Genomic DNA, 19192 nt, shown 5'->3' with positions numbered 1-19192 from the left:
GACCGGTTCGGGCGGCTACGTGCCCGGCCATGGCGCGGACATCTACCTGATCAAGTATTGCGTGTTGCCGGGAGACGCCACGCGGGACGGCCGGGTCGACTCGTTCGATCTGGAGTTTGTTCTGGAACGATTCGGACAGACCACCGGCCTGCCCGACCGACCGACGGGCGACCTGAACGGCGATCGGATCATCGACGACATCGACCTGGCGATCGTGCTGACCTGCTACGGCCGAGAGTGCGGGGATTAGTACTATCTTCAAGCAGGACTCCAACCCTCTCGCGGCTAATAGAGAGAGAGAAAGGAGGGTCTATGAGAACGATAATCGCCATGCTCGCGATGATGAGCGTCGCTTTTTGCCAGCCCGCCGGGGTCAAGGCGCTGTACGTAACCAATAACACAACAGGCACCGTAACGGCCTTTTCCGTCAGCCCAGAAGGGGTTTTGACCACAATCGGCGTCTATCCGGCGGGCAACAACCCCCAGGATGTCGGCATCACAGCCAACGGGCGCAATCTGATCGTCGTCAACGCCACGGCGGCCACCATCGAGGAAATCTACACATTCCGCATCAACAACGACGGCAGCCTGACGCGAAACAATACGCCCAGTACCATCGGCGACGGCCCGCTGTCTCTGAACGTTACGGCCAGCGGATTCTTGCTCGTTCCTTCAGCAACGAACGACAATCTGACCAGTTTCAACATTCAAAACGACGCCACGTCAGTGATCAATACCGCGGCGGCAGGCGCGTTCCCGACCAAAGTCGTCTCTACGGGCAATTTCGCCTACTGCACGGGCACCAGCGGCGGGCCGTACATTGCTAAGTTCAACATTGCGCCGAACGGTGCGCTCAGCGTGATCGGCACGCCCACGACCATGCCCAACGGCAGCGCTCAAGGCGCCGTCGTGCATCCCAACGGCCGCGTGCTCTATGTCAGCTCGGCTTTGGGCAACTATGTGCGGGCGCACACTATCGAGCCGGACGGCGAACTGACGATGATCAACGATGCCAACAGCGGCGGCAACAGTTGCGTCGAGCTGGCCATTCATCCCAACGGCGAGTGGCTTTACGTGTGCAACGTGGTGAGCGACACGCTGACCGTGATGCCGATCAACCCCGACGGCAGCCTGCAGGCCTCGACGCAGTCGTACCTGATAGGGAGCGACATCCGCGACGTGATCACTGACGGGCAATATGTCTACGTTACGGACGAGTCGACGTTGGGGAGCAGTTTGGTCGGGGTGGTGGTGTTTCGGATCGAGCCGAACTTCACGCTGACGCGGCTGGAGACCTATGTAACCGGAGGCGGACGGCCTCAGCACATGGCGCTGTGGAACCCGCCCAAACTCGGAGACGTAAACCGAGATGGCATAGTGGACGATACCGACCTGGCGCGCGTTCTAGAGGCGTTTGGCACATCGCGCAACATTGCCGAAGACTTGAACGCGGACGGCGTAGTGGACGACGTCGACCTGGCGATCGTGTTGGAGAACTTTGGAGCATGAGGCATTGGGCATCGGTCGCTCTCCTGACCTTGGCGCTTGGCTTGGTGGCTTGCGTTCAATCTGAGAGCAAGTCTCAAACCCGGTCGAACGAGCCGGTCGTCGGCGGGGGCGAGGCTATGGAGGCGGCATTCGCAGGTATGCCCAGAAGCCTGGCTTCTCGGGCGCGCATTGCCCCAGAAGGCGAACCCGGCATGCGGCTTCGGCTGTCTGGCATTGTCAAGAACCAGGATGGCTCGCCAGCGCCGGGCATCATCGTCTATGCTTATCACACAGACCGGAACGGTCAATACCCTCGCGCGGAGACTCGGCACGGTCGGCTTCGAGGATGGGCCAAAACCGACGCTAACGGGCGATACGAGTTTGAAACGATTCGCCCGGGCGCCTATCCCGGCGGCGCCGACCCAGAGCACATCCACATGCACGTCATCGAGCCGGGACGTTGCACCTACTGGATCTCGGACGTACGGTTCGCCGACGATCCTCTCTTAAAGCGCGCTCGGCCGGAGCCTGAACCAAAGCGAGGAGGAAGCGGACTTGCAACGCCGACCAAAGAGGGCGATGTGTGGATGGTCCGGCGGGACATTATTCTGGGTCTAAACGTGCCGGGGTGGCGGGCTCCCTAAGACAAAGCTACTCCGGCTCCACGATATGCTGGATGCCTTCCATGATGTTGGTGTACGATCTACCTTCGAACTTTGGCAGCGCGCCTTCGGCGATCATGTTGAAACCGAGCAGAATCGTCGGCGTCTCGCGTTGTTCTAAGGTCTCAAAAACGTAGTCGAAAGGAAGGACGCCCATGCTGCGTTGCCGGTCGAACGCGCCGACATACCGATCGCCTTCAAAATCGACTAAAGCCCATTCCCATCCAAACTTGCGAACAAGCTGTTGACCCCAAAGGGCGCCTAGCGGCATCGCTCTTTCGTTCCAGTTGTCGATTCGCTTGAACAACCCGGCTTTTGGCGGATTGCCGATGAACTCGTTGAGGGCCTCGACAATTTTTTCGGGTGAGTCGTTTGCGCTCACGCCGACCAACCCGGCGCCGTCGTTTGCGGCCCCGGGCAACGAAGCCACGATCTCTTGAGGCAAAGGCAGTTCGATAATGGACATGAATCGAGTTTAGCATATCCAAACATGATAGAATCAGGCATGAGCGCGAAAAAGTCGAAGGGATTCACCGAAGAAGAAAAAGCAGCGATGAAGGAGCGCGCAGAGGAACTGAAGGCCGAGGCGCGCAAAGGGAAGAAGGGCGACGCAGAGGCGGACGTGCTGGCCAAAATAGCGGCGATGCCGGAGCCGGATAGGACGATTGGTGAGCGGCTTCACGCAATTATAAGAAAGGTCGCGCCTGCTCTCGCGCCAAGGCTTTGGTATGGAATGCCGGCCTACTCCAAGGATGGCAAGGTGCTGTGCTTCTTTCAGGCCGCGTCGAAGTTCAAGACTCGGTATGCGTCGCTTGGATTTTGCGATGTGGCGATGCTGGACGAGGGAGCGATGTGGCCGACCTCCTTTGGGTTGAATGCGGTTACGGCGGCGGAGGAAAAGAAGATATCGGCATTGGTGAAGAAGGCGGTTGGGGGCTGATCGGTATAATGAGATCAAATGGAACGTCTGAATAGAATAACTCGAGATCCTCGCGTAATGGGCGGAAAGCCTTGCATCAGAGGCATGAGGATTACGGTGGGAGCCATATTGGGTTTGCTTGCTTCGGGTCTTTCGTGGCAAGAGGTGTTGGAGGCTTATCCCTATCTTGAGGAAGAGGATGTAAGAGAGGCGCTGGCATATGCGGCGTGGCGAACCGAAGAGGCAGGAGTGACTATCGCCGGGACATGACCGTTCTAGTAGACGTTAATCTTAGCCCTGGATTGATTTTCTCAGGGCTTTGGGGATTGAGGCGCACCATTGGAGCGAAATCGGCGAGTTGACTGCGCCCGATGAGTCTCTTTTGACTTGGGCAATCGGCCATGCCGCTGTGATTCTAACTCACGATCTGGACTTTGGCGCACTGTTGGCCATAGGCGGCCATGAAACTCCTAGCGTCGTCCAACTGCGCTTGCCGCTCTTACTTCCTTCTCAATCTGGCGAAATTGTGGTGCGTGCGCTACGACAATTTGCATCGGAACTGAAAGCTGGCGCCTTGCTCACGATCGACCAGAGTCGTGTTCGGGCACGACTGTTGCCAATAAGGTCGGCTGACTAATCCCCAATCTCAAACACATACCGGCCAGACTGAACCTTTAGTCGAAGAACCAGAGCATCCTCGCCGACAGGGAACACTCCATCGCGGCCCTGTTCGAACTTCCCCTCTTGCCAGACCAACCGCCCGGTCTCCGTCAGTCGCTTGCCCTTCTTGGGCATCTCAAACAGGGCCTCGCTGTTCGCCGGTACGGTCAGTTCGACCTTAAATCCGCTTTCTTTCCGTTCCCATCGCAGGCTTACCGCGCCGCGGGCGGTTTCGATCGATCCCTCTGCCCATTCTAGCCCAAATACAAACTGGGGCCGCGCCAGCACGGTTGCCCAGCCCGCCGCGCTCTCCGCCGGCCGAAGCCCAAGGATAGTCGAAAAGAACCAGCCGCTTACCAGCCCAAACGCGGGATGATTGTGCGAGTTCATCCCCGGGCCGGTTTCCAGTTTCCAAAGCTCCCAGATGGTCGTCGCATCGTTCTTAACCATAAAGCCCCAACCGGGGTAATCCTCTTTGGCAACCATCTCGAATGCGACATCCGCCATGCCGTTCTCGGTCAAGGCGCTCAGCAGGAACGGCGTGCCGATAAAGCCCGTGCTGATGTGCCCGTTGCGTTTGATCAGGATGTCCTGGCGCAGAGAATTGAGAACGGCGGCTTTGTGCTCGGCCGGCACGATGCCCAGCGCCAGAGGCAGCGCGTTCGCCGTCTGCGTGCCATTGCCATAGGCCCTGGCCGCTGCGTTGAAGTACTTGGCGTGAAACTGCGCGGCAATGTCAGCGCAAAGCTTCTGATAGCGCGCCGTATCGTCTCGTCGGTCCAGCGCAATCGCAATCTGACGCACGGTATCCGCCGTCCAATAGTAAGCGGCGGCAGAAACGAGGTCTTTCGGCGTCTCCTCAACAGCCACCCAATCGCCATAGTTGCTGCGCGAGATCAGGCCGCCCTTCGCCTCGCGAATCAGAAGCTCAAGGTAGTTTTTCACACCGTCGTAATGCTCGGCCAAAATGCGCTCGTCGCCCGTGTGCCGATAGGTCTCCCATGCCAGACGGCAATAGGCGACCGCCCACATCGGATCGCCGGGATTGGTGCCCCAAATAAACGGCACGGTATCGGCTACTCGGCCATCCTCGCCCTGTTGAGCGGCAATATCGCGCAAGAACTTGCGATAAGCCGTTTCCGAGACGAAGTTGTACAGACCCATATCGGCGGTCATGTGCGCGTCGCCCATCCAACCCTGCCGCTCGTCGCGCTGAGGGCAATCGGTCGGGATGCTGTGCCAGTTTGTTCGGAAACCCCACAGGGAGTTTTGGTGAATCTTATTGATCAATACGCTTGACGTCGCGAAGGTCGATCTAGGTTGTAGGGCGGTGTGCACGACCCGCGCCTCAATCTGATCGGCAGTCAATGTGCCTGGCCAGCCTTCCACTTGGACATATCGAAAGCCGTGATAAGTGAAGCGCGGCTCCCAACTCTCCTCGTCGGCTCCAGAAGCGATATAGACGTCGGTCGCCTTAGCGGCGCGAAGATTTTGCTGGTTTACAGTTCCATCGGCATGGAGCAGTTCTGAATGCTTGAAAGTAATCTCGGCGCCTTTGGCCGCACGGGCTTTGATCCGCGTCCAGCCAGAGATGTTCTGTCCAAAATCGACCACAAAAATGCCCACCTTGGGTTGCGAGATCGACTTCGGTTTGAGAGTTTCGACAGCTCGGATCGGCGGAAAAGTCTGTGGCAAAAGTTGAATGTTAGGCTCGTCAAAAGTAATGACCGGCCTCCAGTCGGAGGTGTTCAGTCCCGGCTCGCTCCAACCGGCAATCGCATTGTTAGCGTTGTAATGTTCCCCGTCGTAAATAGAGGCAAACTGAATCGGTCCCTCGCTCCAAAGCCACCCAGCATCCGAAACAATCGATTCATTTTTTCCGTCTGCGTATCGCACGTTAAGTTGCAGTTTTGCGCGCGGATGTTTCTTCCACCAACCGGACGCCAGCATAATGCCGATCGCGTTCTTGCCCTCTCGCAAAAAAGGCGCGGCGTCGTATGCGCTGTAGTAAGCCTGTTTCTCCCAAACGGTGAATGCCGGGTCCAGCACGTTCTCGCCCAACTTGGCGCCGTTGACATAGGTCTCCCCGTAGCCCAGATACGAGACATAGAGACGCGCCCAGACGGGCTTTTTAGGCAAAACAAACTCGCGGCGCAACAAAGGAGGCTGGGCACCGATGGGTTGCGACTTGCGGCTGCCGTCGGTCAGTCGCTCCAATCCCCAGCCGTGCTCTTCGACGCTGTCCAAGGCGCGGGCTTTGGCCAAGGTCGAGATCGGCTGCTCGTCAAGAATCTCCATCTCCGCCAATGCCAGGCAAGGCTTGCTGTCCGCGGGTTGGTGCAGGCGATGCGCTAACAATCGCACATACCTAGCCTGAATGCGGCTTGCGAACCGGCCTTCCCAAGGATCGACAGTAGCGGTATCGTTGATCGGGCCAAGCGCTGTTGCGTAGTTTTCGCCATCGGTGGAGACCTGAATCGAGAACTGGCGAGGAAAGCCAAAGCCGGGTTCGTCCCGTCTCCAGTTGTAAGGCCGAGCAGGGAAGAGCCGTACGCCAGAGACCGTGCGCGCGGCGCCTAAGTCGATCTCGACCCATTTCTCGGTCGTGTCCGTTTCGGCGAACTGGCTGTGATAGCCGTTGCCGCCTGCCGACGGCCCGCCGATCCAAGCGCCTTTCCAGTCAGAATCGCTGGCCAAGCAAGTCTCGAACTTCTGGACTTCGGTCCAGGCGGTCGGCGCGTTATTCTGGTCCCACAGCCGAGCGCGCCAAAAGTAAACCGTCTCCCTCTGCAAGGGTTTGCCCGCATAGTCCGCCCAGGGTTGACTTCCGTTCATCTTGCCGGAATCCCAAGCGTCGGGCTTGTCGATCAGCTCTCGCTTGGTGGCGACTTGGACCTGGAATGCGGATTGACGGGCGCCCCGCGCATCGCTTTCCATTTGCCACGAAAAGCGCGGCACGGGGTAGGCCAGCCCCATCGACATCGTCAGACCGTCGACCAAAGGCCGAACGATCTTAGAGGGTTGGCCTATCGCCCCCGTCATCGCCAACGCCAGTAACCAAGCCAATCCATGGCGCATAACGAACCGCTAAATGCAACCGGAGCCGAAGTTGTTCAGTACGATCGCCAGGTCTCGGTCGTCCACCACTCCATTGCTGTCCACATCGGCCAATGTTATGGCCTTGTCTCCAAACTGGTCGAGCACCATCGCCAAGTCGAGATCGTCCACGCATCCATTTCGGTCAACATCCCCAGGTCTGGGCGCATAGAACTGACGCACCGTCGGCGCCGCATTGGTGATCGAGCGAGCGTTCTCCTCGCTGTTCAGAATTCCTGTCGGCGTACCCTGGAAGTTCACATTCGGGTTCGAAAATCGCTGAATGCGCGTGCCGGGAGAATAGGCCAAAATCGTCCGATACTGGGTGCCGTTCGTTCCGTAAAACCTCCATCCATAGGAGTACGGATAGAGCGCCGTGCCAGCGTTCGCGCGATCGTGATGCGACCCTTGATTGTGCCCAAGTTCGTGCCCGAACGTGTAGTATCCGGTGGCACAGCCAATCGCAGAGACGGAGAACGCGCTGGTGCGGAAATCAGTCGAAAGAGTCGACATCAGGTAGGCCACTCCACAAGCGCTGCCGCCCGAGACGATCAGCGCGACCATGTCGGCAGAGTATTGCTCGCGAAGAGTATGCACGTCATCCATGTGCCCGTCGCTGGTATTGCGCAGCCGCGATAGGTTTGTGCTGAAGTTGGAAGATTCCGTATACCCGGTAGCCTCCACTCTGTGCACCAGGCGCAGGCGCACCGGCATCAGACTAGCCGAGTAGGCTTGATTGGATTCGTCGATCATCAGCTGAATGCGCGAGAGCATCTGGTTCGTGCTGCCGGCCACATCGCGCGCCTGAGGCGTATAGGCGACCAGCACATCGATCACTACGTTCTCGGTCGAGGCGATCGAACCGTCGACAACCTCGCCGCTTTCGGAATGCACTGCGATGGGTTCGTCGCAAGGAGGAAACAGCATCGCATCTTGGCGGCACATTGCATAAAGGCCATTTCCGGCGAATCGCAGGCTGAAGAGTTCGTGCGAATCGGGAAGTTGGATCGTCGCGGATAGGCAATTCGCTTCCAGAACCAGAAGCATCTGTCCCTCTTCGTCTCCATCGATTCTTGCAAAGATCGTGCGATTGCCGCCGCCCCGCTCGTCAATGCGGGCAACGCGCCCCATCAGCTTGCGATTAGAGGCGACATCGATCTGAATAGTCTCGCCGCCGCGCAGCCCGACGATCCTATCCCAATTGGGAGACACCAACAGGTGATCCGTAACTTCCTGAGTCAGGAAGAATGCCCCTGCTTTGGCGAAACCGGCTGGCTCGAATAACTTGATCGGAGACGCCGATGCGATCCCCATAACCATCAACGCTAATACGAAACTCTTCATTTGTCTGCCTCCTTAGCAGCCTCGGCCAAACGCGCTCAGCACAATGGCCAGGTCGGTATCGTCAACTACACCGTCTTCGTTAAAGTCTGCCGGCGGATGCGCCAGTCCGAATTGGCTCAGCACAATGGCCAAGTCGGTGTCGTCCACGCAGCCGTCGCCGTTCGCGTCTCCGCCGTCTACAATGGTCTGAGCGCCATAAGGTCCCCGACCATTCCCTAAACTCTCCATGACAATGACTTCGCCTCGCACAACGTCGCCCGGTTGAAAACTCCCGACCGGCAGCACGTCCGAGTGCGCGCCGTGCTCGGCTTCTCGAACCACCGCATCGTTCACCAACCATTGATAACGATAGGTAACCGGGTGGTAGTTTCGATGCCGTATCAAGGGCATTCTGACTCGCAGCGCCACGGGGCGGTCGGCTCGAACTATGGGCGGATCCAGCGAGACGCTAGTCGGCTCGGCTGGCGGGCCGTGCCCGGCTGTCGCGTCGTTCGAGATAAAGAACGGCGCGCTGGCGACCACATTGCCGTTAAAGACCGCATCGATCCGCCACTGGCCCGTGAAAGGCGTCGAAAAGCTCCAAAACCACCAAAACCAAGCCCAACGATAAGGCGATGTGTTGTTAAACCCATACGTGCCCGTATCAAAATGAAGCGTGTTGTCGGGCCTAAAAAATCGAAAGCGCCAGTTGCTGAACGCTGGCAGATTGTGCACGATCATGTACCAATAGAGGGGTTGCTGACCAGGCGCAAAGGTGCCCTTTCTTGGCAGCTCCCAGGGCAGGCCTGGGTAGTTGCCGATATGCTGGTCGGTCATCGCGAACTCGCGCAAATACATGTCTCGCCGTATGTTAGTCTGTCGCTGCCACTGGCTCGAGCCGGATCGACACGCGCCCGCGGACGGCTCGAACCAATTGTTGTCGTTCCAAGATTCAAAATGCAAGTGGGGATAGGTGCTGCTGCCGCTGCTGGCCGTCATTCCCAAATGCTGTCCGGCGCGAACCATTTGACCGACGCTCACCGCCACCGAATTGCGGCGCAGATGCCAATAGTAGGTCAAGTGATCGCCGCCGTGCCAAAGCACGACATAGTTGGCCGGAGCGCCCGATGCGGAGGTCTGGCGATCAAACTCGCCGTCGCGAGTCGCCACTACCTGGCCGTCCAAAACGGCCTGAACCGGATAGCCCAACTCCTGCTCCATAAACGACCGAATGTCCGAATCGTGCCCTTGGTGGCCGTTGTAGACAAAGTTCGTGCACTCGTAATCGCGCTCGCCCGAAGTCAAATCAATGTCGGTGAAGTTATTGACGAACAGGTCGTCCCACAGATTGCCCGACTGAGGATACATCGGGTACTTGCTCGGCGCGCCCATCACGGTCGGGTTTATCGCTTGAAAACGGCGAATAGCGGCTTGAACTTCCATCCGCTCTGCAGGAGCGATGCAGCCGCTGTGATTCATCTCGACCGGACCGCCGCCGCCCAATCCGCCGTACATCGGCACAAACTCGATAGTCGGCGGCTGAATAAGACCCCACAGCAGAATTCCTAGCCAGAGCATGGTTGAGATTATAACTTCGTTTTGAGCGATTCGATTCCTTCAAATTGCTGGATGACGGCTTGGCAAACAGGATAGGCGCTCTGCAGTTCAACTGCGTTCGCCATCTCCCACTCTTCGTATCGAAAGGGCGGCGAGACCGTGCAGGAGCAAAGCGCAAACTCGCCCAACGGACGCGCGGCGAACCATGTGCCGCCCGGTACGACAAAAGCGCCGACCGAAAGGACGCTGTGCAACGGCCTTGCCTCGCTCAGCATCACAATCTCTACCGGATCGCCCTTCAGATGATGCCAAATCTCATCCTGCTTCAGCCGATGAAACCACGACGCCTCGCCCGCTCGCAACAGATAGTAGATGCTCGTTGCGCTCTCGGATCGATAAAACTCGCGAAACCAGCCTCCCTCGGGATGAGGCTGAAGTTCGAACTGTGCGATCAACTCTTCCTGGGATGGCACGCTTGAAACTATACCCAGCCAAAGGCTCGCACGATCGTCGCTGTGATCAGACAGACCGCAAAGCCGAGAGCCAAAGGAATCGCCGCCGACAGCAGAGTCCATTTCTTGCTGCCGGTCTCCTTGTAGATCGTCCACAGCGTCGTGCTGCAGGGGTTGTGCAGCAGGCTGAAAAGCATCAGATTCATACCCGTCAGCCATGTCCAGCCGCCCAACTCGACCAACGTTTTGCGCGTCTCAAAGTCCTCCAATTCAATCATCACGCCCTGTTGCGCCAGGCCAGACCGCGCCATGTTCAGCGTCAGCATCAAGATGCTGGGGATCACGATCTCGTTGGCCGGTATGGCCACGATGTAAGCGACCAGAATCACGCCGTTCAGCCCGACCAGCACGCCCAGCGGGTTCAATCCCGACACCATCCAGTAGGCGATCGATTGGTCGCCGACAGAGAGGTTGCTGATCAGCCAGATCACGGCTCCCGCCGGTGCGGCCATCACCACCGCGCGCCACAAAACAATCAGCGTGCGATCGATAATAGACGTGTAAAGCGTTTGCCAAACGCGCGGCCGGCGATAGGGCGGAAGCTCCAATGTAAAGGCCGAAACCTCTCCCTTCAGGATCGTGCGGCTCAATCCCCGGCTGACGACGAGCGCGAAGAAGATGCCCAAAACGGCGATACCAACGACCGCGCTGGCGGCGACGAAACTGGCCATGGCCGGAGGCGCCGCGGCGCCCAAAAAGATCGTCGCCATCAGAATCAGCGTCGGCCAGCGACCGTTGCAGATTGAGAAATTGTTGGTCAGAATGGCGATCAGCCTCTCGCGCGGGCTGTCGATGATGCGCGTGCTGGTAACGCCTGCCGCATTGCAGCCAAAGCCCATCATCATGGTGAGCGCCTGTTTGCCGTGCGCTCCTGCAGACTTAAAGGCGCGATCCAGGTTGAACGCTACGCGAGGCAGATAGCCCAAGTCTTCCAGCAGCGTAAAGAGCGGGAAGAAGATCGCCATCGGCGGCAGCATGACGCTGGTAACCCAGGCCATAGACAAGTAGACGCCATCGATGAAGATGCCAGTGAGCCAGGTTGGCGCAGAGATCGCCGCCGCGCCCGAGTGCAACCAACCATAGACCGTGCCGACCAAGAAATCGCCCAACAGGGACGATGGCACGTTCGACCCCGCAATAGTGAGCCAAAAGACGCCCGCCAGCATCAAAAGCATGATCGGGAAGCCGAAAACGCGACTGGTGAGCAGGTTGTCTATAACCATGTCTAGACGCATCTTTCGACGCTCGCCAACCTTGCTCTGCGCTCGGGCTGCGATGCTGGAAGCCTCCTGATAGAGAGCGCCGACCACCGCGTCGTGCAATCGGTCGCCCAACTGAGCCCGATGCTGTTCCGCCGCTCTCAGCAAATCGCTCGCAGCCATCTATGCGCCTCCCGCCGCCTGTTTCATTGAGACGCTGTGAACCGATTCGCCCAAGGTGCCGTTCTTAACTTCTCGCACGACGCTCGGATCGCCTTCCAAGAGTCTCAGCGCCACCCATCGCGCATTGGGCAATCCTTGAAACTCGCGTTCGATTCTCTCTGCTAAGTCGTCTACGGCCGCTTCAACGTTGGCAGGAAGCTTGGCAGTGCGCCTTGGCGCGGGAGGATGGTCGCTTTTTGCAACCTCATCGATCGCCGAGACCAATTCGGGCACGCCGACGCCATGCCGAGCAGCCATAGGCACGACCGGAACGCCCAAGTCCTTGGCCAGCGCTCGGGCGTCCACTTCGATGCCGTTTCGCTTTGCCTCGTCCATCAAGTTGAGCGCGATCACAACCCGACCGGTGATTTCTAACACCTGTAGCACAAGATTGAGGTTGCGCTCAAGGCAAGTCGCATCGACCACGACTACCGTAACGTCCGGACGGCCAAATAGAATGAAGTCCCGCGCGATCTCCTCGTCGGCGCTTTGAGAGAGAAGCGAGTAGGTGCCCGGAAGATCGACCAACTTGAACTTGGCCGATCCGCTGGAGAACGCTCCCTCGGCCCGCATGACGGTCTTGCCCGGCCAATTGCCCACGTGCTGGCGCATCCCCGTCAGAGCGTTGAAAATGGTGCTCTTGCCCGTATTCGGGTTACCCGCCAACGCCACGATGTAGTCGAATCCTGAGATGTTCAGCCCCAGTCGCTTGAGCTGTGCGATCGAGCAGTTCGAGCAAGAGCCGCAGGCGTCCGTGGCGTTCATCCTATTTCTACCTCGATGCGGCTAGCCTGCTCTTTGCGCAGGGCAATGGTCGATCCGCGAACCCGATAAGCGACCGGATCTCCCAACGGACTTCGGCGCACCGCCTCGACGATCGTACCGATCGAGAGGCCGAGGTCGAAGATGCGCCTCCGCTCGGCCCCCTCAAGATGGACAGCCGTTATGACTGCCTTGCCGCCTATGTCCACCTGGTCGAGCGTCATATCGATTTAACCTCGCTTAAATTATACCATGCGTAGCCCGCAGGGTATACTCGACGGCAGGAGGACGGAATGCATCATCCTTGGCTGACCCTGCTCAAGCCCAGACAAACGACCCTTATCGACCAAACGTTGACCCGAGTCTTTGCGATTGCGCCCACTTCCGTTCCCAATCTCGCCGCCGACGCCCTCATCCTCACTTGCGATCAGACCGGACGCATGGTGTCGCATGTTCGAAAGGCCGTGCGCGACTATTCGGGCGGCTATATCATTGAGAACGAATTGAACGCGCTGGCGCCCATCGAACCCGGTCAGGCCGTGATGACGCAGGCCGGTCGAATGCGCGCTAAAAAGGTCGTCCACACGAACATCTTTGACCATGCAGGGGTAACGAGCCTCGATCTGCAGCGCCGCGCGATGGACTCGGCGATCAGAATGGCCGTAGAGAACGGCTGTCAAACGGTGGCTTTCGTCGATTATACGAGCGACCTGCGCAGAGCGCTGACCGAAGAGACTGCGATCGCGATCATAGGGGCTATCGGCGCTTCAAACGGCTTGAAGGAAGCCAAGATCGTCTGCTTCGATGCCGTGAGCGCATGGGTGATCGCCGATCAGGCAAAACGTTCGTCGAGCGGCCAGAGCGTCGAGGATTTAGGCTATCTGAAGGTGCGGTTTACTTCCCTTAACACCGCGCAGACCAAAAACATCGCAAAACTGCCGACCGATGCCGTAATTCTCTTCACCGATGCTAACCTCAATGCGCCCGCGTGGAATCTGATGCCGGGGGGCCGCAAGCATGAGCGTCCGTGCGGCGCCTATCTTCACAAGGCCCGAGTCAACAGTTCGATTGAGGCTCTCGCACCGATCAAGCCAGGCGATGCTGTGCTTATCCCGGGCGCGCGCGTTCCGTCTCGAAGGCTGATTTTGGCCGCGGTCGACCATCCGAACGACTATCCCGAGGCGATCCAATCGGCGCTGCGAACGGCAGACGCCCACAGTCTCAAAACGGTAACGATGCCCAACCCGAGCATGGGCAACCCCGATATGCAACCGTTAGAGTCGGCCCAGATGGCGGTCGATGCGATCTGCGACTATCTGTACGGCCCTCGACCGAGCCTATCCCGCATCTTTCTGGCAGGCGAGACCGATGCCGACGAGCAGGCTTGGTTCCGCGCGCTCAACAACATCAAGCCGAGCGTTCAGTTGCCCGAACTGATGGCCGGCGCATAGCCCATCGAGTATAATTGGCCTACCCTTTAAGCGTCGTCCCGTGAGGCGACCAAGGGACTCAAGAATGACCAGACACCGAATCCAAGGCCGATCCCGCGCGACCGGGGTCGGCCTTTTTGATACGGGGCCGCAATGCTAGCCCCCGACCTGAAAAAGGTCATGCTCATCGGCTCCGGCCCGATCGTCATCGGACAGGCGGCCGAGTTCGACTACTCCGGCACGCAAGCCTGCCGCGCCCTCAAAGAAGAAGGCCTCCAGGTCGTCCTCATCAATTCCAACCCGGCCACGATCATGACCGACGCCGAAACCGCCGACCGCGTCTATATCGAACCGCTCACCGTCGAATTCGCCGAGAAGATCATTGCAATCGAGAAGCCGGACGGCCTCTTGCCCAACTTAGGCGGCCAAACGGGATTGAATCTGGCCGCCGACCTGGCCACCCGCGGCATCTTGCAGAAACACGGCGTCCGCCTGCTGGGAGCGCCCCTCAGCGCGATCCAAGCTGCCGAAGACCGCGAACGGTTTCGAGCCTTGATGCGAGAAATCGGAGAACCGGTGCCCGAAAGCTGGATCGTGGAAAGCCCCAACGAACTGAAAATCCTGAAAGACCAGGCGACCTACCCCCTCATCGTCCGACCCGCCTACACCCTGGGCGGCACGGGCGGCGGTGTGGCGCGCGATGCGGACGAGCTGATGGAGATCGGCCTGCGCGGGCTGCAACTCTCTCCCAGGCGGCAGATTTTGGTCGAACGCAGCCTGTTGGGCTGGAAAGAAATCGAGTACGAAGTCGTGCGCGACGCGAACGACAACGCGATCATCGTCTGCAATATGGAAAACCTCGACCCGATGGGCGTGCACACGGGAGACTCGATCGTCGTCGCGCCCTCGCAAACGCTCTCCGATTTTGAGTATCAGCTTTTGCGATCAGCCTCGCTCAAGATCATTCGGGCGCTCCAGATTCAGGGCGGGTGCAACGTGCAGCTCGCGCTCAATCCTTACGGAGCAGACTACTATGTGATCGAGGTCAATCCACGCGTCTCGCGCTCCTCCGCTCTGGCGTCCAAAGCCACGGGCTACCCGATTGCGCGCATTGCCGCCAAAATCAGCGTCGGTTACTCGCTCGATGAGCTTCGCAACCCGATCACCGGCACATCGGCGGCGTTCGAGCCCGCATTGGACTACGTCGTCGTAAAGATTCCGCGCTTCCCGTTCGATAAGTTTCCAGAGGGCGACCGGCAGCTGGGCACCCAGATGAAGGCGACGGGAGAGGCAATGGCCATCGACCGAACGTTTGAGGGCGCGATGATGAAGGCGGTGCGAAGCTTGGAAGCGGGCACGCACGATCTGCGCTACCCTAAGGCGTCGCGCTTGAGCCCGATGGAACTGGAAAACCTGCTGACCGTACCGACCGACGAGCGACTCTTCTTTGTGGCCGAGGCCTTTCGGCGAGGCATGTTGGTGGAAGAGGCGCGCGACCTGAGCGGAATCGACCCTTGGTTTCTGAACAAGATTCGCAATCTGGTCGAGATGGAGCAGCTCCTGTTGAGCGGCTCGTCCTCTTTGCGGTCGGCCATCCAGACGCCCGATGCCGCAACGAAAGAAACACAGGGCTTGGTGCGACGGGCGAAAGCGATGAACATGCCCGATTCACTGTTGGCCTCGTTTAGTGGATTGTCAGAAACCGACGTGCGCCGCGCTCGGCTCTCTTGGGGCATTCGAGCGACTTACAAGATGGTCGATACCTGTGCGGGAGAGTTTGCGGCGCTGACGCCCTACTACTATTCTTCCTATTCCGGCTCGTCCGACAACGAGCCGCCAGAGCGCTCCCAAGGCAAGGCGATCGTGGTCGGTTCGGGGCCCATTCGCATAGGGCAGGGCATCGAGTTCGACTACTCGGCGGTCCATGCAGTGCAGACATTGCGCGAGGCCAAGCGTCGCTCCATCATCATCAACAGCAATCCCGAGACGGTCTCGACCGACTTCGACTCCTCCGACGCCCTTTACTTCGACCCGTTAGCGGCCGAGGATGTGCTCAACCTGATCGAGCACGAGCGGTTGGGCGACAATGACGGGCTGGTGATGCAGTTCGGCGGCCAAACGGCTATCAATCTGACGCATAAACTGGAGGGCGCCGCGCCTATTCTAGGCACCTCGCCCGAAGCGATTGACATCGCCGAAGACCGGGATCGGTTTGACCGCTTGCTGCTTGAGTTGGGCGTCCCGAAGCCGCCTGGTCGCGCCGTCCATGCGCTGGAAGACGCGCTCGAAGTGGGCGAAGTCGTCGGCTATCCGGTCTTGGTGAGGCCGTCCTACGTTTTAGGCGGTCGAGCGATGGAGATCGTTCGCTCGCCCGATCAACTGCGTTCTTACTGGTCGGCGGCAGTTATGGCAATGCCCGGGGCGCCTGTGCTGGTCGATCGGTACATCGAGGGCAAGGAAGCCGAGGTCGATTTGATCGGCGACGGAGAGGATTTTCTCATCCCGGGCATCATGGAGCACATCGAACGCGCGGGCGTGCATTCGGGCGACAGCATGACCGTCTATCCGCCCCAAACGCTGACACAGGCTGAGCAGGAACAGATAGTCGATTATTCGTTGCGCATCGCAAAAGCCATGCGAGCCTGCGGGATAGTGAACATCCAATTCGTGCTTCAAGACGGCCAGGCCTATGTGATCGAGGTCAACCCTCGCGCCAGCCGAACCGCGCCCTACCTCTCCAAAGTAACCGGCATCCCCATGATCTCGCTCGCGATGCAGTGCCAGTTGGGCTTGCGACTGAGCGAATTGACGCCTCATGCGGGGTTGTTGCCCGAGAGGCCGTTGGTGGCGGTGAAGGCGCCCGTCTTCTCTTCGCTCAAACTGGCGAACGTGGACACCGTATTGGGGCCGGAAATGAAATCGACGGGCGAAGTGATGGGCGTTGCCCGGTCCTATCCGGCCGCGCTCTTCAAAGCGATGACCGCCGCGGGCATGGCGCCGCCGCGCAAGGGAGCGGCGCTGCTGACATTGGCCGACGCCGACAAGGAACAAGGCATCGCCCTCGCTCGCGCGCTCTCCGACCGCGGCTTTAGAATCTATGCGACCCGAGGCACCGCCAAACCCATGGCGCGCGCCGGGGTCGCCGTAACCGAAGCGCCCAAAATCGGCGAAGGGAAGCCGGACATCATCGACCTGTTGCGCGACCGGCGAGTCCAGGCCCTTATCAATTCTCCCAGCGGAGATCGCAAGGCACAAACCCAAGGCTGGCTCTTGCGACGCGCGGCGATCGAACAAGGAATCCCCTGCATCACATCGCTCGATACCGCCTGGGCAATGCTGAAGGCGCTCGATGCCCCAGAAGATCAGTCGCCCATGGCCGTGCAGGATTATTGAGAATCGCTTCCCAATATCCCGCGGCCATTCGATCGTTTCGATTCCCTGAACAGGTCGCCGTGTTCAGACTAACCCTTTTCGATGCCCCCGGCAGCTTAGTGAGCTCCCAGTCCGTTTCATTGACGAACAGCGATCTAGCTCGCACGATTGAGCCCCTCCCTAAACTCGCCAGAGTTTAGGGAGGGGAGCGAAAGAGATTCTCCGAAGCCTCCACACCCGCGGGTGTGGAGGCTTCGGAAGGAGAGGTTTTTTGGTCTGATTCGTACCTAAAATTGTGCTACATTTTTTGAAAAGGCCGTTCGGGCATGGGCGAAGCCTGTGTCTCTACCAAGTTCAGCCCCCTCCCCAATCGCAGAGCGATTGGGGAGGGGGTATAGGGGAGGGGCGCCTTTCGTTCTATCGGGATCCCTCCGCACCCGCCGTTCGGTGCGGAGGGTTAAGGCCCTCGGCTCGCAGTCTCAGGCCTCGTCCGTCTTCAGTCCCCTCCCCAATCGCAGAGCGATTGGGGAGGGGATATAGGGGAGGGGCGCCTTTCGTTCTATCGGGATCCCTCAACAACCGTTCGAACCAGACTGGGCGAGCCGAGGCTAGCCCCCTTGACTTTTCAAGACGGTATCTCCACACCGATTTGAGCAAGAATCTCTCCCGGGCGCGCTGTCTTACCGGCTACACTCTCAGTCGCACGACAGCGGCTTTGTTCGGACGCCAGTTGCCCCGATCGTGCACTGGCGGGGCAGAAGGAAGCAGAGCGCCGATGTGGAAGAGGCGTACCACCATGGGCGCGCCTACCGCTTATTCTATTGGATTCACTGGAAAGACGGCCGAGATTTTTTTCGGTCTCTTGGAGAGAACCGGCATTGAGCGGCTTGTTGACGTTCGGATTCACAACACCTCTCAATTAGCTGGATTCACGAAGCAGAACGACCTCAAGTTCTTTTTGGACCGTCTATTGGGAGTCGAATATGTCCATCTTCCTATCCTTGCTCCGACCGAAGCGCTGCTCAAGTCGTACCGAAGCAAGAAGATCAGCTGGAGCGATTATGAGGTCGAGTTTCTTACGCTCATGAAGTCGCGTCGCATCGAAAGCGAGATTCAACCTGAGTTCTTTGAGAAGCCGTCTGCGTTGCTTTGCAGCGAGGCAACGGCGGACGAGTGTCATCGACGGCTAGTCTTAGAATACTTGCGGAACTCCTGGAAGAACGGCTTGAGAATTGTCCACCTATAGCCATGTTAATCCTGGTCAATCACCTGACGCGAATGACCGCTCCCAATATTTGCGTCGCCGGAATAGAGGTTGTCAAGAAGGGCGATAAATATGCGTTGACAGGAAGGCACATTAGGCCAGTATGCAGACCTAATCTCAATGTTGACCATGCCGGTATCTTCCAACTGGGTTGTTTGGTCGATTTGGGCGAAGTAATCGAAGCAGGCGCAGCGCCTGAGATCGAAGATGTCCGGTTTAGAGTCCAATCAACTTCGATTGTTAGTTCGATTCGGCCAGAAGCATTCATTGAGGCGATGCAAAGGGTTTCCAAACCAACGTTGTCGGAGATTTTCGGCGACGAACTTGAGGAGAGGGGAAGAACTGGATGTTTGCCCGAGGGGTGCGGTTTGTGCTCTTTGGGCGTTCTAACGGCTCGCCGGGCACAATTGAGTATCGAGCCAAGCGATAAGGGCGATAAACTTTTTGCGCTCTTCTCGGACAATTTTGGTCCCCGGCGATTGAGAGTAACCGATGCACGGTTCTGTCGACCTCCGGATTGGCAATTGGATGCCGATGTCGTTCAATCCGTGAACCAAGCCCTGTCGAGCGTCGAGGCGCACATCGCGGTCGGCGTTGGCAGACCCTTCGCGAGCGGCGCCGACGCAGCAAAGGTGCATTGGCTTCAAGCGAACAACATCTTTCCAACATCGACGCCACTATGGGAGGGAACGTTAGCCAACCTTTGGCAAAGGTAGAATCTTGCGC

17 protein-coding genes and 1 pseudogene are annotated in these 19192 nt (G+C 58.6%); 10 read left to right on the top strand and 8 right to left on the bottom strand.

Annotation, left to right across the window (positions count from 1 at the left end):
* From HUU60_07310 to HUU60_07300, 3 genes are all read left to right on the top strand, one after another.
* The coding region (locus tag HUU60_07310) for a hypothetical protein (protein NUL82517.1) at positions 1 to 250 on the top strand (250 nt) is incomplete at its 5' end.
* A 62-nt stretch (positions 251 to 312) separates the two neighbouring features.
* Positions 313 to 1509, top strand: coding sequence for a beta-propeller fold lactonase family protein (locus HUU60_07305; GenBank protein ID NUL82516.1), 1197 nt, complete (start codon positions 313 to 315; stop codon positions 1507 to 1509).
* Positions 1506 to 2132 carry a hypothetical protein gene (locus HUU60_07300; protein ID NUL82515.1) on the top strand — a complete coding sequence of 209 codons (627 nt, stop codon included), beginning with the start codon at positions 1506 to 1508 and terminating at the stop codon, positions 2130 to 2132. Before HUU60_07305 ends, HUU60_07300 begins: the two co-directional genes overlap by 4 nt.
* Before the next feature lie 7 nt (positions 2133 to 2139).
* Here HUU60_07300 and HUU60_07295 read toward each other — a convergent pair whose 3' ends face one another.
* Positions 2140 to 2616 carry a hypothetical protein gene (locus HUU60_07295; GenBank protein ID NUL82514.1) on the bottom strand — a complete coding sequence of 159 codons (477 nt, stop codon included), beginning with the start codon at positions 2614 to 2616 and terminating at the stop codon, positions 2140 to 2142.
* Between the two features lie 39 nt (positions 2617 to 2655).
* Between HUU60_07295 and HUU60_07290 the strand changes: the two genes are divergently transcribed.
* The 3 genes and pseudogenes from HUU60_07290 (at position 2656) to HUU60_07280 (ending at position 3706) form a co-directional block, all read left to right on the top strand.
* Positions 2656 to 3090: a DUF1801 domain-containing protein gene (locus tag HUU60_07290; protein NUL82513.1), complete on the top strand. Its 435-nt coding sequence runs from the start codon at positions 2656 to 2658 to the stop codon at positions 3088 to 3090.
* Between the two features lie 18 nt (positions 3091 to 3108).
* Positions 3109 to 3339: a DUF433 domain-containing protein gene (locus tag HUU60_07285; protein ID NUL82512.1), complete on the top strand. Its 231-nt coding sequence runs from the start codon at positions 3109 to 3111 to the stop codon at positions 3337 to 3339.
* Positions 3336 to 3706, top strand: a pseudogene (locus HUU60_07280) (DUF5615 family PIN-like protein). Before HUU60_07285 ends, HUU60_07280 begins: the two are co-directional and overlap by 4 nt.
* On the opposite strand, the gene HUU60_07275 reads toward HUU60_07280, so the two are convergent.
* Genes HUU60_07275 through HUU60_07245 form a run of 7 tightly spaced genes read right to left on the bottom strand, consistent with a single transcriptional unit; the run spans position 3703 to position 12624 of the window.
* Positions 3703 to 6795: a family 78 glycoside hydrolase catalytic domain gene (locus HUU60_07275; GenBank protein NUL82511.1), complete on the bottom strand. Its 3093-nt coding sequence runs from the start codon at positions 6793 to 6795 to the stop codon at positions 3703 to 3705. The pseudogene HUU60_07280 and the gene HUU60_07275 sit on opposite strands and share 4 nt — an antisense overlap.
* Before the next feature lie 21 nt (positions 6796 to 6816).
* On the bottom strand, positions 6817 to 8169 hold the full coding sequence (locus HUU60_07270) for a hypothetical protein (GenBank protein NUL82510.1): 1353 nt from the start codon (positions 8167 to 8169) through the stop codon (positions 6817 to 6819).
* A 12-nt stretch (positions 8170 to 8181) separates the two neighbouring features.
* Positions 8182 to 9726 carry a peptidoglycan DD-metalloendopeptidase family protein gene (locus HUU60_07265; GenBank protein ID NUL82509.1) on the bottom strand — a complete coding sequence of 515 codons (1545 nt, stop codon included), beginning with the start codon at positions 9724 to 9726 and terminating at the stop codon, positions 8182 to 8184.
* An 8-nt stretch (positions 9727 to 9734) separates the two neighbouring features.
* Entirely contained in the window at positions 9735 to 10178 is a 444-nt protein-coding gene (locus HUU60_07260) for a cupin domain-containing protein (protein ID NUL82508.1), read from the bottom strand.
* Between the two features lie 8 nt (positions 10179 to 10186).
* Entirely contained in the window at positions 10187 to 11599 is a 1413-nt protein-coding gene (locus tag HUU60_07255) for a ferrous iron transporter B (GenBank protein ID NUL82507.1), read from the bottom strand.
* Positions 11600 to 12403 carry a 50S ribosome-binding GTPase gene (locus tag HUU60_07250; protein ID NUL82506.1) on the bottom strand — a complete coding sequence of 268 codons (804 nt, stop codon included), beginning with the start codon at positions 12401 to 12403 and terminating at the stop codon, positions 11600 to 11602.
* Positions 12400 to 12624, bottom strand: a complete 225-nt coding sequence (locus tag HUU60_07245) for a ferrous iron transport protein A (protein ID NUL82505.1) — start codon at positions 12622 to 12624, stop codon at positions 12400 to 12402. The genes HUU60_07250 and HUU60_07245 overlap by 4 nt, the downstream gene beginning before the upstream one ends.
* A gap of 69 nt (positions 12625 to 12693) precedes the next feature.
* On the opposite strand from HUU60_07245, the gene HUU60_07240 reads away from it, so the two are divergent.
* The 4 genes from HUU60_07240 to HUU60_07225 all read left to right on the top strand — a co-directional run bounded on the left by HUU60_07240 (position 12694) and on the right by HUU60_07225 (position 19182).
* Positions 12694 to 13851 carry a macro domain-containing protein gene (locus tag HUU60_07240; protein NUL82504.1) on the top strand — a complete coding sequence of 386 codons (1158 nt, stop codon included), beginning with the start codon at positions 12694 to 12696 and terminating at the stop codon, positions 13849 to 13851.
* Between the two features lie 132 nt (positions 13852 to 13983).
* Entirely contained in the window at positions 13984 to 17223 is a 3240-nt protein-coding gene (gene carB, locus HUU60_07235) for a carbamoyl-phosphate synthase large subunit (GenBank protein NUL82503.1), read from the top strand.
* 775 nt (positions 17224 to 17998) lie between these two features.
* On the top strand, positions 17999 to 18448 hold the full coding sequence (locus HUU60_07230) for a DUF488 domain-containing protein (protein NUL82502.1): 450 nt from the start codon (positions 17999 to 18001) through the stop codon (positions 18446 to 18448).
* A gap of 2 nt (positions 18449 to 18450) precedes the next feature.
* Positions 18451 to 19182, top strand: coding sequence for a hypothetical protein (locus HUU60_07225; protein ID NUL82501.1), 732 nt, complete (start codon positions 18451 to 18453; stop codon positions 19180 to 19182).
* Positions 19183 to 19192 lie beyond the last annotated feature (10 nt).

Source organism: Armatimonadota bacterium, assembly GCA_013359125.1.
Lineage (GTDB): Bacteria > Armatimonadota > Fimbriimonadia > Fimbriimonadales > GBS-DC > JABWCR01.
Note: the sequence above shows the minus strand (reverse complement) of the source record. Positions and strands in the feature narration are given on the sequence as shown.

Coding starts and splice junctions, on each gene's coding strand:
- HUU60_07305 (NUL82516.1), top strand. CDS start 313: ATGAGAACGATAATCGCCATGCTCGCGATGATGAGCGTCGCTTTTTGC.
- HUU60_07300 (NUL82515.1), top strand. CDS start 1,506: ATGAGGCATTGGGCATCGGTCGCTCTCCTGACCTTGGCGCTTGGCTTG.
- HUU60_07295 (NUL82514.1), bottom strand. CDS start 2,616: ATGTCCATTATCGAACTGCCTTTGCCTCAAGAGATCGTGGCTTCGTTG.
- HUU60_07290 (NUL82513.1), top strand. CDS start 2,656: ATGAGCGCGAAAAAGTCGAAGGGATTCACCGAAGAAGAAAAAGCAGCG.
- HUU60_07285 (NUL82512.1), top strand. CDS start 3,109: ATGGAACGTCTGAATAGAATAACTCGAGATCCTCGCGTAATGGGCGGA.
- HUU60_07270 (NUL82510.1), bottom strand. CDS start 8,169: ATGAAGAGTTTCGTATTAGCGTTGATGGTTATGGGGATCGCATCGGCG.
- HUU60_07265 (NUL82509.1), bottom strand. CDS start 9,726: ATGCTCTGGCTAGGAATTCTGCTGTGGGGTCTTATTCAGCCGCCGACT.
- HUU60_07255 (NUL82507.1), bottom strand. CDS start 11,599: ATGGCTGCGAGCGATTTGCTGAGAGCGGCGGAACAGCATCGGGCTCAG.
- HUU60_07250 (NUL82506.1), bottom strand. CDS start 12,403: ATGAACGCCACGGACGCCTGCGGCTCTTGCTCGAACTGCTCGATCGCA.
- HUU60_07245 (NUL82505.1), bottom strand. CDS start 12,624: ATGACGCTCGACCAGGTGGACATAGGCGGCAAGGCAGTCATAACGGCT.
- HUU60_07240 (NUL82504.1), top strand. CDS start 12,694: ATGCATCATCCTTGGCTGACCCTGCTCAAGCCCAGACAAACGACCCTT.
- carB (NUL82503.1), top strand. CDS start 13,984: ATGCTAGCCCCCGACCTGAAAAAGGTCATGCTCATCGGCTCCGGCCCG.
- HUU60_07230 (NUL82502.1), top strand. CDS start 17,999: ATGGGCGCGCCTACCGCTTATTCTATTGGATTCACTGGAAAGACGGCC.
- HUU60_07225 (NUL82501.1), top strand. CDS start 18,451: ATGTTAATCCTGGTCAATCACCTGACGCGAATGACCGCTCCCAATATT.